Source organism: Planococcus sp. TJ-201 (assembly GCF_058268495.1).
Map to the genome: position 1 here is coordinate 338486 of NZ_JBZDOG010000003.1, position 14783 is coordinate 353268.

Annotated in this window: 18 protein-coding genes and 1 riboswitch; of the genes, 14 read left to right on the top strand and 4 right to left on the bottom strand. The window is 45.3% G+C overall.

The annotated features are described in order from the left end of the window. Positions 1 to 143: 143 nt before the first annotated feature. The 5 genes from modA (at position 144) to AC4EG4_RS10030 (ending at position 3864) form a co-directional block, all read left to right on the top strand. Positions 144 to 914: a molybdate ABC transporter substrate-binding protein gene (modA, locus tag AC4EG4_RS10010; protein WP_490987718.1), complete on the top strand. Its 771-nt coding sequence runs from the start codon at positions 144 to 146 to the stop codon at positions 912 to 914. Continuing rightward, complete coding sequence (gene modB / locus AC4EG4_RS10015; protein WP_490987719.1) at positions 911 to 1594, top strand: molybdate ABC transporter permease subunit; 684 nt, start codon at positions 911 to 913, stop codon at positions 1592 to 1594. The genes modA and modB overlap by 4 nt, the downstream gene beginning before the upstream one ends. A gap of 4 nt (positions 1595 to 1598) precedes the next feature. Further along, on the top strand, positions 1599 to 2237 hold the full coding sequence (locus tag AC4EG4_RS10020; protein ID WP_490987720.1) for an ATP-binding cassette domain-containing protein: 639 nt from the start codon (positions 1599 to 1601) through the stop codon (positions 2235 to 2237). 73 nt (positions 2238 to 2310) lie between these two features. Beyond that, entirely contained in the window at positions 2311 to 3330 is a 1020-nt protein-coding gene (locus AC4EG4_RS10025; protein ID WP_490987721.1) for a ThiF family adenylyltransferase, read from the top strand. Positions 3331 to 3348: 18 nt separating this feature from the next. Next, positions 3349 to 3864 (top strand): MogA/MoaB family molybdenum cofactor biosynthesis protein, encoded by a 516-nt coding sequence (locus AC4EG4_RS10030; RefSeq protein WP_490977064.1) that lies wholly within the window; start codon positions 3349 to 3351, stop codon positions 3862 to 3864. A 99-nt stretch (positions 3865 to 3963) separates the two neighbouring features. Here AC4EG4_RS10030 and moaC read toward each other — a convergent pair whose 3' ends face one another. Continuing rightward, on the bottom strand, positions 3964 to 4452 hold the full coding sequence (gene moaC / locus AC4EG4_RS10035) for a cyclic pyranopterin monophosphate synthase MoaC (protein ID WP_490977065.1): 489 nt from the start codon (positions 4450 to 4452) through the stop codon (positions 3964 to 3966). Between the two features lie 247 nt (positions 4453 to 4699). On the opposite strand from moaC, the gene AC4EG4_RS10040 reads away from it, so the two are divergent. Further along, entirely contained in the window at positions 4700 to 5326 is a 627-nt protein-coding gene (locus AC4EG4_RS10040; RefSeq protein ID WP_490987722.1) for a Yip1 family protein, read from the top strand. 37 nt (positions 5327 to 5363) lie between these two features. On the opposite strand, the gene AC4EG4_RS10045 is transcribed toward AC4EG4_RS10040, so the two are convergent. Together AC4EG4_RS10045 and AC4EG4_RS10050 are read right to left on the bottom strand one after the other, a co-directional pair. Continuing rightward, a complete protein-coding gene (locus AC4EG4_RS10045; protein WP_490987723.1) occupies positions 5364 to 6170 on the bottom strand; it encodes a DUF2382 domain-containing protein in 807 nt (268 codons plus the stop codon). Positions 6171 to 6304: 134 nt separating this feature from the next. Then, positions 6305 to 7117, bottom strand: coding sequence for a YsnF/AvaK domain-containing protein (locus AC4EG4_RS10050; protein ID WP_490987724.1), 813 nt, complete (start codon positions 7115 to 7117; stop codon positions 6305 to 6307). Positions 7118 to 7310: 193 nt separating this feature from the next. Here AC4EG4_RS10050 and AC4EG4_RS10055 point away from each other — a divergent pair, with 193 nt between their 5' ends. The 6 genes from AC4EG4_RS10055 (at position 7311) to AC4EG4_RS10080 (ending at position 11847) form a co-directional block, all read left to right on the top strand. Next, positions 7311 to 8429: a GTP-binding protein gene (locus AC4EG4_RS10055; RefSeq protein ID WP_490987725.1), complete on the top strand. Its 1119-nt coding sequence runs from the start codon at positions 7311 to 7313 to the stop codon at positions 8427 to 8429. 12 nt (positions 8430 to 8441) lie between these two features. Next, on the top strand, positions 8442 to 8591 hold the full coding sequence (rpmG, locus tag AC4EG4_RS10060) for a 50S ribosomal protein L33 (protein WP_142826743.1): 150 nt from the start codon (positions 8442 to 8444) through the stop codon (positions 8589 to 8591). Positions 8592 to 8639: 48 nt separating this feature from the next. Then, positions 8640 to 8909: a 30S ribosomal protein S14 gene (gene rpsN / locus AC4EG4_RS10065; protein WP_490987726.1), complete on the top strand. Its 270-nt coding sequence runs from the start codon at positions 8640 to 8642 to the stop codon at positions 8907 to 8909. 226 nt (positions 8910 to 9135) lie between these two features. Further along, positions 9136 to 9936 carry an alpha/beta fold hydrolase gene (locus AC4EG4_RS10070; RefSeq protein ID WP_490977071.1) on the top strand — a complete coding sequence of 267 codons (801 nt, stop codon included), beginning with the start codon at positions 9136 to 9138 and terminating at the stop codon, positions 9934 to 9936. Between the two features lie 4 nt (positions 9937 to 9940). Continuing rightward, complete coding sequence (locus tag AC4EG4_RS10075; protein ID WP_490977911.1) at positions 9941 to 10885, top strand: GGDEF domain-containing protein; 945 nt, start codon at positions 9941 to 9943, stop codon at positions 10883 to 10885. A 122-nt stretch (positions 10886 to 11007) separates the two neighbouring features. Next, positions 11008 to 11847 (top strand): STAS domain-containing protein, encoded by an 840-nt coding sequence (locus AC4EG4_RS10080; protein ID WP_490987727.1) that lies wholly within the window; start codon positions 11008 to 11010, stop codon positions 11845 to 11847. Positions 11848 to 11898: 51 nt separating this feature from the next. Here AC4EG4_RS10080 and dapA read toward each other — a convergent pair whose 3' ends face one another. Further along, positions 11899 to 12789 carry a 4-hydroxy-tetrahydrodipicolinate synthase gene (gene dapA / locus AC4EG4_RS10085; protein WP_490987728.1) on the bottom strand — a complete coding sequence of 297 codons (891 nt, stop codon included), beginning with the start codon at positions 12787 to 12789 and terminating at the stop codon, positions 11899 to 11901. Positions 12790 to 12917: 128 nt separating this feature from the next. After that, a riboswitch (Lysine riboswitch) is annotated at positions 12918 to 13096 on the bottom strand. Positions 13097 to 13202: 106 nt separating this feature from the next. Between dapA and AC4EG4_RS10090 the strand changes: the two genes are divergently transcribed. Both AC4EG4_RS10090 and ypfJ read left to right on the top strand, forming a co-directional pair. After that, positions 13203 to 13814, top strand: coding sequence for an SAM-dependent methyltransferase (locus AC4EG4_RS10090; RefSeq protein WP_490987729.1), 612 nt, complete (start codon positions 13203 to 13205; stop codon positions 13812 to 13814). Positions 13815 to 13871: 57 nt separating this feature from the next. Then, entirely contained in the window at positions 13872 to 14714 is an 843-nt protein-coding gene (ypfJ, locus tag AC4EG4_RS10095; RefSeq protein WP_490987730.1) for a KPN_02809 family neutral zinc metallopeptidase, read from the top strand. Positions 14715 to 14783 lie beyond the last annotated feature (69 nt).

The window sequence follows — 14783 nt, forward strand, 5'->3', positions numbered from 1 at the left end:
CATTTTACCTAATCTCTCCGCTTCTTACAAGATTATTCGGAAAATTATTCAGCTTCTCTCTCGCTGGCGTTATACTAGAAAGACGTAGAGAATTTTGGTCATCGGAAATAAACGTTACTTGAAATAAATGAGGAGTCCTCCAAATGAAAAAAATGATCGGTCTTATAAGTTTGACGCTCTTCATGAGCGGTTGCAGCAACACTTCGGCAAGCGATGGGGAGCTGTTGGTTTCAACAGCTTCCAGCTTGACGGAAGTAATGGGGAAGATGGAAGAGGAATTTCAAAAGGCAGAGCCCGATATTGAACTGAACTTTAATTATGGATCATCCAGCAAACTGCGGAGCCAGATCGAGCAAGGGGCGCCAGCGGATCTGTTTTTGTCTGCCAGTGAAAACGATATGAATTTGCTCCAATCGCAGCAGCTTGTCGAATCAGACAGCATTGTATCTTTCGCTGAAAATCGGCTGGTCCTGGCTTCGCTCGAAAAGTTTCCGGAAACAGCCGATTTTGTGGAAACATTAATGAGTGCAGAAGAAACCATTGCAGTTGGAGAACCTGATAGTGTACCACTAGGAAATTATACGAAGCAGGCGCTGGCCAACCAAAATTTATGGCAGCCGCTTGAAGGCCGCCTTGTCTATGCCAAAGATGCAAGGCAAGTGGTGACTTATATCGAGAGCGGAAACGCTGAACTCGGCGTCATCTATTCCTCCGATGCGGTTATTTCCCAGGAAATAACCGGGATGCTCGAAGTGCCTGGACAGACCGATCCTGTTGTTTATCCAGGTGCTGTCGTAGCGGCTTCCCAAAAACAGCCCGCCGCAGAAGCCTTTTTGGATTTTGTCACTGGTCCAAAAGGCCAGGCAGTTCTTAAAGAGTACGGATTTTTGGCGCCAAACGGAGGAATACCATGATGCCCTATGATCTGTCTCCGCTATGGTTATCGTTGAGAGTTGCCGTTATTTCCACATTTTTTGTGTTTTTGGTCAGCCTGGCTCTGGCACGATTGATGAACAGGCGCGACTTTTTCGGCAAAAGCTTTGTGGAAGCCCTAATACTGCTGCCATTGGTTTTGCCCCCGACGGTCATTGGCTTTGGTTTGATTGTTTTGTTCGGCGCTAATGGTCCGCTCGGCATCTTACTGGAACAATGGTTTGGGTTCCGTGTTGTTTTTACCTGGATCGGTGCGGCCATAGCTTCATTTGTTGTTTCGTTGCCGCTGATGTACCAAAGTGTCCTTGCAGCTTATGAAAAAGTAGATCCTCGCTGGGAGAATGTGGCACGGACAATGGGCGTCTCTGAATGGCGCATCTTTCGGACTATCACGTTTCCGCTGGCCTGGTCGGGCATTCTGGCAGGTCTGATTCTTGCTTTTGCACGCGGCATCGGCGAGTTTGGGGCAACCTTGATGATTGCCGGCTATATTCCAGGGGTGACAGAAACGGTGCCATTAGCGATTTACTTTGCCTATGAAGCAGGAGATATGGAAAAAGCCTTGTTTTGGGTAGTGATTATTTCCTCTCTTGGAGTCGCTGCGATCACTTGGGTCAATTATTGGCGCAAAAAAACGGCCATACGAATCGGGAGGGAATGAGCCCATGCTTTTAGTTGATTTTCAAAAACAATTGGACCATTTCAGTTTAAAAATGCAATTCGAGCTGGACCGGGAAATCTTGGCGTTGGTTGGTTCTTCCGGTTCGGGGAAAACCACGCTATTGAATTGCCTGGCTGGTATTGTCCACCCGGATGCTGGTACGATTTCTTTGAATGGCAGAAATTTTTTCAGTGGAGAACAAAAACCATTAAAGATCCAGAAAAGAAAAGTTGGTTATTTGTTTCAAGATTATGCCTTGTTTCCGCATTTGAGCGTCGAACAAAACATTCTGTACGCACTGTCGCGGGGGGCAGATGTATCGCATATTACCAAACTGACAAAAATTCTAGGCATCACCGGTCTGCTTGGCAAATACCCGCACCAGATTTCTGGGGGTGAAAAGCAGCGTGTCGCGTTGACGCGTGCAATGGCCGTACAGCCGGATATTCTGTTGCTTGATGAACCTTTTTCTGCTTTGGATGACGCCAATCGTGACCGCTGCCAGGATGAACTGCTGCGGATTCACCAGCAATGGCAAATCCCAATTATCTTCGTGACTCATCGGATTGCGGATGCTGAAAAGCTGGCAGACCGGGTGATGCGGATTGAAAAAGGCCGGATGACCGAAGAAACGGGCCATTAAAGCAGACTGCCAGTAAACTTATTATAATGAAGAAATGGCTTGAGCGATCAAGCGATAGGAAGTGGGAATCAACGTGGATGAACGCTATTCAAGACAAGTCCTATTCAAGCCGCTTGGCCAAACCGGCCAGGAAAAGCTGGCTTTATCAACTGTCACAATAATCGGCTGTGGAGCATTAGGATCGGCTATTGCCGAAACACTGACGCGTGCCGGTGTCGGAACCATACACTTGGTCGACCGCGATTATGTAGAGCTGTCGAATTTGCAGCGCCAACAGCTTTTCACCGAAAAGGATGCCGAGCAGATGCTGCCGAAAGTGACTGCGGCAGAGCAAAGGCTCAAAGCCATCCGCAGTGATCTGCGTTTGTTCACTTATTTGGAGCATTTGGATGCAGCGGGAATAGAAAAACTGGCAGCTATCAGCGACTTGATCCTTGATGCCACTGACAATTTTGAAACCCGCCTGTTGATCAATGACGCATCCGTTAAATACGGTGTGCCTTGGATTTATGGCGCCTGTGTTGGCAGTTCGGGAGTGGTGTTTCCGTTCATACCGAGGGAAAGCTCTTGTTTCCGCTGTTTGCTGCCAGTACTGCCGGCCATTAATGAGACTTGTGATACAGTCGGCATCATCTCGCCGGCGGTTCAAGTGACAGCTGCGCTTCAATGTACAGAAGCCTTAAAATGGTTGAGCGGCAACCGTGAAGCGATGCGGAAAAAGATCCATCACTTCAACTTATGGGACAATAGCCAGCTGGATATCGGTGTTTCACGCATCAAAGATCCGGATTGTAAAACATGCGGACCGGCTGCCGTTTTTCCATCGCTTAACGACACGGGCATAAGCACTTATGCGGTTTTGTGCGGCCGCGATGCCGTGCAAATCTTGCCTGATCCAAACCGGCCCATTACATTAGACGATGCCGAAAAAGTCGGCAACCGGCTGGAAGCTGGAGTGAAACGGACACCTTATTTTGTCGAATTGAAAGTGTTTGATCACCGCATGGTGCTGTTTGGAAATGGCCGGTTGCTGATTCACGGTGTCCACAATGTAGCAGAAGGCCGAAAAATGTACCATCAAGTGTTTGGGTAAACAGAAGGGGGAGTTTGCATGTCGGAGTCGTTTCAAACAAATCATCGGGTGCGCATGGCGGTATTGACCATCAGCGACACACGGACACGGGAAACAGATACCGGAGGGCAGCTTGTCCAGCAGCTAGCTTTAGACAAAGGACTGGAACTTGCGGATTATGCTATTGTGGCAGATGACGTAGCAGCCATTCGCGTTACCCTGTCTGACTGGCTGGAGAAGGATAGAGTGGATGTGATTGTCACCACTGGCGGAACCGGAATTGCTAAACGCGATGTTACCTTAGAAGCGATCGAACCGTTTTTTGAAAAGAAAATAGATGGATTCGGAGAACTCTTCCGTTACGTTAGTTTCGCGGAAGACATTGGCACAAAAGCACTCTTGAGCCGAGCGGCTGCTGGAGCAGCTAATGATAAAGCCATCTTTGTCCTGCCAGGTTCTCGTGGAGCGGTGAAATTGGCGATGGAACGGCTCATTTTGCCAGAAATTGAGCATGTCTACTCTGAGTTGACCAAACATCGTGAGCCTCTTTCGTAGTTGGCTGACAAGAAAATATGGCACGTGAAAACCTTAAGTGGCCGTCAGTTCCCGACGGCCACTTAGGGTTTTCATTGGATTCAGAGCATATAAATGCTGTCAGCTGCGCTCGTAGTCGCCTGACTTCCCACCAGTTTTCTGAAGCAGCATGGTTGGCCCAATGACCATTTCCTTGCCAGCGGCTTTGCACATATCGTAAATGGTCAAAGCAGCGGCGGAAGCAGCCGTGAGAGCCTCCATCTCGACACCTGTAGGTCCTTTTGTTTTCACCTCGGCTGTCAGCAGAACTTCAAAATGATTGGCGTCTTCATCGACGCTCCACTGGAATTCGATATCGACTCCACTAAGAGCCAAAGGGTGGCACATGGGGATGATTTGTGCAGTATTTTTGGCGGCCATAATCCCAGCAACTTGGGCAACAGCAAAAACATCGCCTTTTTTATTGGTGCCTTCCTTGATCTGCAGGTAAATGGCTTTATTCAACAGGACAGAAGTGGTGGCGCGCGCCGTGCGGACGCTGTCTTTTTTATCAGAGACATCGACCATTTTGGCACGTCCCTGGGAATTAAAATGAGTCAGTTCAGACAAGGAGATCATCCTTTCGATATGAAGTTCCTTTAGTATAACATGACTTGCAGAGGTCGATTGATTCAAGAAAAGTGAATAACTGCTCGACAGTTGGCATCAAGAAGCAATCCAGTAGTTTCGGCTCTTTCGTTGAAAAGCAAAGCTTGAAAGGACTCCTCTTCATTAATTCCAATATTTACTATCATTTACATTATTACTCCAGTATGTTTGAATAGAGAGAACACAACAACTGAAAGTGGGAATCAACATGCATAAAACAGAAGGCTATGAAAACTTAAATCCATTTACTGCAATTTGGACCCGGCCGCGTACTGCAGTGCGGCATGTAATTGAAGAGAAGTCTTCCGGCTTTATTTTCCTGCTGCTTGTGCTGGCTGGTTTTGCCGCGGGTCTACTGAGCACGATGAGCTCCGAACAGGTGTTTCCGGTCTTGGGAATTTTGCTGGGAGCACTTTTGTTGGGTCCGATTGGTGTTGCAGTAAGTACCGCCATTGGTGCTGCCATTTACTTGGTAGTCGGCAAGCTGTTTAAAGGCCAAGCTACTTACACAGAAATGTTCCGAGCGATTTTGACAAGTCAGATTCCGCAGATTTGGATTAGTCCAATCATTCTTTTGTGGATGCTGATTTTGCCGGAAACTTATTTCTTGCAGGAAAATGAAGTGCCGTTTACTTCACCGGATTTGCTGTCACTGTTGTTTATTATCATCTTAGCTGTTATGTCCATCTGGACGTTCTTTATCCAGTGCAAAGCAGTGGGGGAAGCACACAAGCTTTCGGCCTGGAAAGGTTTTTTCATCATCATTATCCCTACAGTGCTATTCATTATTGCAATTTCGGCTATAGTTGCTGTTATTGTAATGGCACTTCTATAGCAAATCAAAACAAGGCAGCCGCTTCGGCTGCCTTGTTTTATTTATCAGTTTTATGGACAGTCCCGTTTTCTTCAACATCTGCTACTTCCCGACGGACGGTTTCATTGATGATTTGAACATCTTTGACTTTGCGTTTGCCAATGACAATCTCTTCGCGTACCACTTTCTTTTTGCCGATATCCAAACGCTCTTCGGAAAGCGGAATGTAAATGGCGTCGCCTTTTTCATAAGCTTGTTTTGGTGTCAGTACCTGTTCTTCTTTTTTGGCATCTGTTTCCTCAGAAAGGGGGCGCCGGTCGATGACGATTTCCTCACGCTCAATGGGCACCTCGATTTTCCTGTCCTCTTCCACCACATTTTTCTGGACATGAATTTCACCTGTCTGAACCTGTTCTTTGCCAATGCTTAAACGTTCTTCGTGAAGTGCCAATCGCTGCTCTTCGGGATCGCTACTTGCAGTGCTGCTCTGGTCAGCAGCCGCAGCTGTTTCCGCCTGAAGCGCAGCCGCTGGTTTCCTGTTTGTGTGAAGCAGGAGTTTGCCATTTTCAACTTGCTGAAAATAATAGTCCGTTTCTTCGGCACTTAAACCCATTCGGTTAAAGGCATCTTTTGTAATATCTTCGCCGGCTAAAAAGGCCATGACTTTGCCCTTGAAGTTATCCCGATCCTGCGTATCTACATAAACACTCGTGTATTCAATCAGCAAGTCGATTTGTTCATCATGCTTTGCTACAAGATACATTTCCTCTTCTTCATAACCTGCTGCTTTCAATTCACCAACTTGAATCAATACTTGTGCTTGTGCATCAAAAATACCGACGAGCTTATTTCCTTTTTTCTCCACGCTCAATTCCTCCAGTTTCAGTTGCACCAATTTACTTTGTTAAAGCACATTTACCCACAGTTCCGTGCAGGGTAAACCTATGCAAAACAAGGCACATTCGAAAGTTCATTCGAATGTGCCTTGTGTGCTGATCACTATGAGTTGCGGTTCTCTTTTTTTGATGGAATTTGTTCGTCGATATCGGCTTCTTCACGGCGAACGGTTTCATTGACCACTTCCGTGTCCTGAATTTTACGTTTGCTGACAATAATTTCTTCACTGACGACGTTTTTCTTGCTGACCTCAATGCGTTCTTCGGTAAGCGGAATATGGATGGCTTCTCCGTCATCATAAACTCCAGTTTTTGTTGAACCAGTTATTCCAGAAGGGATTTCGTCGTTTACTGGGCGGCGCTCGATATAAATTTCCTCACGCTCGACGGGTACTTCAATGGTCTGTTGTTCTTCCACCACATGTTTGCCGACGTTGACTTCACCGGTTTGGACACGTTGTTTATCGATGCTTAAGCGCTCTTCGTGGAGATGCAGATGTTCTTCTTGCTCGTGGCTGTTGCCATCAATTGTATTTTGGGCTTCTGTTTGGCTTGCTGTATATGGCTTGTATGAATTGCCATAATTGCTATTGACGTAAAGCACAAGCTTGCCGTTTTCCACATGCCGATAATACTCATCTGCTTCCGTGGTTCCTAGGCCCATCTGCGTGAAGGCATCACGTGTTGAATCTTCTCCTGAAATAAAGGATTTGAATTTGCCCATGATGTCTTCGTCATCCTGCGTGTTCAGTTGAACATCGGTTTGTCCTTGCACCATCGAAAGTTGGTCGTCGTGCTTGGCAATTACATACATATCCTCTTCTTTATAGCCTTGTCCTTTCAGTTCATTAATTTTGTGCAAAACTTCTGCCTGTACATCATATGCTTGAATCAATGCTGTCTCTTTGTTTGCCATCGTTGGTTCCTCCTAATTAGTATAAAAATTCTGTTAAGTAAGTAATGATAATCTACCCTGTTGCTTTTCCGAGTAAACAATCTTGTGGCAATGGTTGTGATTAAAGAAAGGCTTGCTTTCCTGAATAAACTTTTATACAATATAAAACGTAATCATTACTATTTAAAGGAATGTAAAAGGAGGAGACGCACGAATGGATAAACTTGTTCCGGTTACAGTGCTGAGCGGATATCTTGGAGCCGGCAAAACAACCTTGCTGAATCATTTGCTCCATAACCGGGAAAACTTGAAAGTTGCCGTGATTGTAAACGATATGAGTGAAGTGAATATAGACGCATCGCTGGTTCAGCAAGGAGGATTTTTGCAAACAGAGGAGAAATTGGTACAAATGCAGAATGGCTGCATCTGCTGTACGTTGAGAGAAGATCTGATGGTAGAAGTCGAGAAACTGGTAAGGCTTGGAGACATCGATTGCATCGTCATTGAATCCTCTGGAATCAGCGAGCCGTTGCCCGTCGCTCAAACCTTTACGTACAGGGATGAAGAGCTCGGAATTGATTTAACCAAAATGTGCCGTCTGGATACGTTGGTTACTGTGGTGGACGGCTATGCATTTTGGAAAGACTTTGCTTCTGGTGAGTCGTTGCTGCAAAGAAATCAGGAGGCGACTGCGGAAGACGTCCGCGAAATTTCAGACTTGCTGATTGACCAAATTGAATTTGCCAATGTCATCTTGTTAAACAAAATGGATCTGGTGTCAATGCAGGAAAGGCAACAACTGAAAAATCTGCTTGCAGTTTTGAACCCAGAGGCACAGGTTATTGAATCCACCCATTCGCAAGTGGCACTGAACCAGGTAGTGAACACTGGCTTGTTTGATTTTGAGAAATCGAGTCAAAGCGCTGGCTGGATAAAAGAACTGAATGAGGAACATATTCCTGAATCAGAAGAATACGGCATTGCATCGTTTGTCTACCGAAGCCAGAAGCCCTTTCATGCGCAACGGCTGATGGAGTGGATTTTGGAGTGGCCGGCGGAAGTTGTTCGAGCCAAAGGATTTTTATGGCTGGCCACAAGAAGCGACACAGCTGTTTTATTGTCGCAGGCAGGACCGTCGCTCGGCATTGAGCATGCTGGCGCATGGGACTTGGAAAATGGCGTTAAAATGACCGAACTCGTGCTAATTGGCATTGATATGGACCAAGCCAACATTAGCCGAGAATTGGATCGGTGTTTGTTGACAGCGGAAGAAACTGAACAAGACTGGACAAGATTTCATGACCCGCTGCCAGGATTTCAACTACTTTCTTGAGGAGGAAAAACAATGAGAGTCAACATAACATTGGCATGTACAGAAACCGGGGACCGAAATTACAGCACAACCAAAAACAAGCGCACGAACCCGGAGCGCATTGAATTGAAAAAATACAGTCCGCGTCTTAAGAAAGTTACCATTCACCGCGAGACCAAATAATTTTTTATAAACTTTAAATCGTAATTATTACTGTTAGGAGAGAGTAGAATGGCTAAAAAATCAAAAGTTGCCCGTCATAAAAAGCAGCAGGCAATGGTGGAGCGGTATGCAGAACTAAGACAGGAATTGAAAGAAAAAGGAGACTTTCAAGCATTGGCTAATTTACCGAAAGATTCATCCCCTGTTCGATCAAATAATCGCTGTGAAGTAACAGGAAGACCGCGCGGTTTTATGCGGAAATTTGGCATGTCCCGCATTGTTTTCCGTGATTTGGCACATAAAGGGCAAATACCTGGAGTGAAAAAAGCCAGCTGGTAGAGAAGTGTTCGAGCATATTTTTGAAGAAAGCAAAATTATAATTTATTAAACAGCAGACGACATGTCTGCTGTTTTTTATTGTACTAGATAATAAGTTATGGAAAATATTTCGTAGAAAGAAAAAAATTATTATTTATCGTCTGATTTGATTCATTAATGCTATTATTAGGGTATATTATACTTTTAAATATTCCTTTACGAGTAGATTTAATAAGGGGGAATCCTAGTGGCCATCGATATTTTAAAACGCAATAACGTCCAAATTATCGGGCAAGGAGAAAAAACTATATTGTTTGGGCATGGTTTTGGCTGTGACCAACAGGTATGGAATGAAACGATTGCAGATTTCGAAGGTACTTACCGGGTCGTCACCTTTGATTATGTAGGTTCAGGAAACAGCGACAAAACAGCTTATTCTAAAGAACGGTATAGTACACTTTATGGCTATAAGCAGGATCTTTTAGAAATCTGTGATGCGTTAGAAATAAAAGAAATGATATTTATCGGCCATTCTGTCAGTTCCATGATTGGTGTGCTGGCTTCAATTGAGCGTCCTGAGTTGATGGAGAAATTGATTATGATTGGACCGTCTCCTTACTATATGAATGAACCTGGCTACAAGGGTGGGTTTGAACGAACGGATATTGAAGAATTACTGGATATGATGGAAACCAATTACAAGGAATGGGCAAAGTACCTGGCGCCAGTCGTTATGCAAAATGACGAACGTCCAGAGTTGACGGAAGAATTTGAGCAGCTATTGTGTTCAAATGATCCCCTGATTGCACGGCAGTTTGCCGAAGTGACCTTTACTTCCGACCTTCGTGATCAGCTAAGCATAGTAGCAGTGCCTACCTTAATTCTTCAGCCGAAATTTGATGCCATAGCTTCACCTGAAGTCGGACAATACGTCCATGACCAAATTGCAGGCAGCGAGATAATATTAATGGAGGCTATGGGACACAATCCGCATCTTAGCGATTCGCAGGAAACCGTTGAATACATTAAGCAGTACCTGGCAAAATAGAGGAGTGGGGACATTGGAACAGCAACTCGATAGGGCGCCATGCGGTTACTTGGTTTTGGACCAAGAGTTGCAGATAGTCGAAATGAACAAAACGCTGAAGGCTATGACAGGGACTGCGAGTCCAAAGCACATGCACGATTTGCTGACAATGGCTTCCCGTGTTTACTTTCAAACGTATTTCACTCCTTCCATTAAAATGCATGGCACGGTAATTGAAATGTTTTTAAATTTGAAAAGCGAAGCGGGGCACTTGCCTGTCTTGATGAATACGACAGAGCTAAATGGCTTTTACGAATGCGCCTTGATGCAAATGAGTGTCCGTGACGAATACGAAAAATCATTGCTGCAGGCCAAGCGCGATGCTGAAAAAATAAATCGTGAGACAGCGGAAGCCTATGGCAAACTTCAAACTTTGATGGAAAAAGTAGAGTTCAAGCAACAGGAACTGATAGACCTTAACTTAAAGCTCCAGCAATTAGCGATTACAGATCAATTAACGGCGTTGAAAAACCGTCGGTATTTGGAGGGGAAGCTCAAAGAACTTCTGGAACAGGCAAAAAATGGCGGGCAGTTTGCACTTTTAATACTGGATATTGATCATTTTAAAAAGGTCAATGATACGTATGGCCATCAAACAGGTGATGCCGTGCTGCAGGAATTGGCTTGGCGTCTGGAAGAAGAGATTGGGGATTCCGGTATTGTAGTACGCCTTGGGGGTGAGGAATTTGTGGTGGTCATGCCTGACACTGGAATTAAAGAAGGCTTGGCCATAGGCAATGCTTTATGCACCCAGCTGGCATCAGCTGTCTGGCAGCACGTTCCTATTACGGTGAGCATTGGAGTCGCAGCCTATGAGCCCGGAGACAAAGTAGAGAGTCTGCTGTCCCGAGCGGATGCTTTTCTTTATAAAGCCAAAGCGAATGGCCGTAATTGCGTAGTTGGAAATTGATGAAGTCCGTTGTTGAACATCCGCCTTTGAGGCGGTTTTTTTTTACGCAATAAATCGATTACAATCTGCTGTTCAACGGCTATAATAAAAGAATAAAATAATTTCGCCTTTTGGAGGTCGCAATGAAAAACAACAATCAGTTGATAGGTGAACGGGTATTGGCGGATAAAGAGCTGATTGCCCAATTGATCCACGAAGAATCACTCAAGGATGTTCCAAGGGAGCAACTTCAAATAAATCAAGCATTTCTGGATGTGGTCAATAAAGTTCGAGTCGATTTTGTGGCCTTGATTGGAGAGTCAATCACGAATAGCTGTGATATGCCACAGGTCTATGCGAATATTCAACAGTGGGGAGAAACAACAGGCAATTTTTTTCTTGAAAACAATATGCTGCTTGAAAATGCACTGGCGGAAACTTCACTTTACCGGAAACATATCGGGATGGTCATCAAGACAGAAGCAATCCGAGAAAAGATGGAATTTCAGGTTCTGTTTGATATCATGGAGCTCTTCCATTCCTTGCTGGACTATGCTGCTTTTTCCTATACACAGGCCTATACAAGTTCGTATCAGCAAAAATTAGAATCGGCCAGAACAGAATTTCTCGAATTGTCGGCACCCGTCGTGCCAGTCAGCGACCAAATCGCCATCTTGCCATTAGTGGGAAGCATTGAAATCGATCGGGCCCGCTACATTTTGGAGAAGACATTGCTGTCTGCCAATCAGTTAAAAATCAATGTGCTGATCCTAGACCTCTCAGGAGTGATACGGGTAGACTCGATGGTTGCTGAGCAAATCATCAAAATTATTCAGTCATTAAAGTTGGTTGGCGTACGTTCAGTTCTAACTGGAATCCGACCTGAAATCGCCAGAACTCTGACAGAAATCGGTGTTGATTTAAAGGATTTGGAAATCGGCGGCAGTTTGAAACGCGTCCTGGACCAGTTGAAAATTAGTTAACAGAAGAAAAAACGCTGAAGCTTAGGGGCCTCAGCGTTTTTTATAGTGAATTTAGTTAGTGACTCCTTCTGAATGAAGATTAGGCAAAGATTTTCGCAATGCTGAAGTTTCTTCTTCAGTCAGGGGAATCATTGGCAAGCGAACGCCGCCTGCTTGTACACCGTTTATGTTAAGTGCTGCTTTGACTGGGGATGGATTTGGTGCGGCGAACAATGCTTTCATTGTTGGCAGCAGGCGTCTATGGATGGCGGCTGCTGTTTTCACATCGCCCGTTTTAAAACTGGTAATCATGTCCTGCATATCGTTTCCGATTATGTGTGCAGCAACCGATACGATGCCAGTTCCACCAATAGACAGCATCGGCAATGTTAGGCTGTCATCACCGCTGTAAACAGAAAAATCTGGCGGTGTTTGTTCGATAATTTCTGCAGCTGCTTCCAAGTCGCCACTTGCTTCTTTAACCGAAACGATGTTGTCGATCTTGGACAGGCGAATAATTGTCTCTGGAGACATATTGACGACACTGCGCCCCGGGATGTTATACAGCATGACCGGCAGGCTGGTCGATCGGGCGATTGCCTCAAAATGCTGGAACATGCCTTCCTGCGAAGGTTTGTTGTAATAAGGAGTGACCAGCATAATGCCGTCAACCCCTGCTTCTTCCGCTTGTCTCGTCAATGAAATGGACGCGCGCGTATTGTTGGAGCCCGTTCCGGCAATGACCGGAATCCGTCCAGCAACTGTATTGACGGTGAACTGGAACAACTCCGCTTTTTCATCTGTTGACAAAGTTGGCGATTCACCTGTTGTTCCTGCGACGACCAGACCGTCTGAACCGTTTGCTATCAAATGCTCTATTAGTTTCTGTGTTGCCGGAAAATCGACTTCTCCATGTTGATCGAACGGCGTCACCATTGCTGTAATTACTTGGCCAAAATTCATAAAAAACACACCCTTTTCTAATTTTTTTCAAAGCTTAGAGGTGGGGGAGCCAGTCAGGAGGGAACAAAAAAGCAGCAACGAGGGGTCCCGTTGCTGCAGTAGAAACAATGATTGCCATTCGTTTCTGTGCATCAGATAGCCCTCCATATAGTCTCCTATATGACAGTCCTGCATTTATTAAATGCAGACCCAGCGAACAGAAACATGAGATTTCCGCCACTTCGGCAAATCCCCCTTTCGGCAAACGTCAATGGATCTCATCGTCCTCGTTTTGCGTACTGATGGTTTTTGCGCCTCTATCCTACTCCATAAAAACTGGAGCAAGAAATATTTAATTAGCTGTACTATAACAAATTCCCTTGTCAATTGCAAGATAGAGAACGTAAAATCTTATGAAGAAGGGGTGATCTGGGATGAATGAACAGGCTTATGAACGCCTGCTGAACATTGCGACAGCGGGAAATCAGCAAGGCTTCACGGATTCACTGCACCACAACCGCTATGAGCCAACTTCGTACGAGCTGCTGGATGAACTCTTTCAGCATTATACCTTATTGCCCGGAGATCGGCTGGTGGACGTAGGTTGCGGAAAGGGCCGCCTGAACTTTTATATTCATCATCTGTTCGGAGCGGAAAGCATAGGCATTGAAATGAATCCTGCATTTTACGAAGAGGCTTTAAACAATAAGGAGGAATATTTTAAAAAACATAAAGGGTCAGAGGATTGTATCCAGTTCTATAACGGCTTGGCGCAAGACTACCCGATTGAAGCGCGCGATAATAAGTTTTATTTTTTTAATCCATTTTCGGTACAACTGTTCATTCCTTTTATCAATAAAGTTTTGCGTTCAGCCGAAGCCGATCCGCGAACGATAGAGATCATCTTATTTTTTGCTTCTCAAGACTACAGCGACTTTCTTGAAACCAGTACAGCTTTTCAATTGGTGGAGGAAATTTCACTGCCGGGTTCTCATAAGGATCTGCGTGAACGTTTTTTGATTTACCGGCTGCCCGAAATGGATTAGAAGCAGCCCGGTAATGGGTATGCTTAAAGTAAAACAATTGTGAAACGAGGAACCTGTATGAAGTGGAAGGGCAGAGCGAGAAGCAGAAATGTAGAAGACCGAAGAGGAAAAGGCGGCGCGATGGTTGCGGGAGGCGGCATCGGCGGCATTCTGATTGTGCTGCTAGTGGCTTTTTTAGGCGGTGATCCTGGGGTTATTCTCGACCAAATGAGCGGCTCTGGGACTCCTTCCAGTCAGCCGTATGAAGCAACTGAGGAAGAAGAGGAGCTGGCTGAATTTGTATCAGTCGTCCTGGCAGATACCGAACAAGTCTGGACACAAGTATTTGAAGAAGAAGGCATGGAATATATCGAACCGACACTGGTGATTTACAGCGGAAGCGTTGAGTCTGCATGCGGTACGGCCGGTGCATCTGTAGGCCCTTTTTATTGTCCAGCTGACTACAAACTGTATATTGACTTGAGTTTCTACGATGAACTTCAGAATCAGTTCCAGGCGCCAGGTGATTTTGCTATGGCTTATGTAGTGGCGCATGAAGTTGGCCATCATGTTCAAAATTTGCTTGGCGTCATGGAAGAAGTGCAGCCGCTCCACAATCAGTTAAGTGAAGAAGAGTACAATAAAGTGCAGGTTCGTCTGGAACTTCAAGCTGATTATTTATCGGGTGTCTGGGCGCATCACGCACAGGGCATGGGCTATTTGGAAGAAGGCGACCTGGAAGAAGCGTTGACAGCGGCAAGTGCTGTCGGAGACGATACGATCCAGCAGCGTTCGCGCGGTTACGTCGTACCGGAAAGTTTTACCCACGGCAGTTCGGAACAACGCAAAAGCTGGTTTTACAAAGGCTTCGAAGCCGGCAACTTGAAAGAAGGAGACACTTTCAATGCGACTGATTTGTGACCACCGCCTGTTCCGGAAAATAGAATTCAAAGAGCGCGGCATTGATATTTTCGCCGTTGTGATTCATTA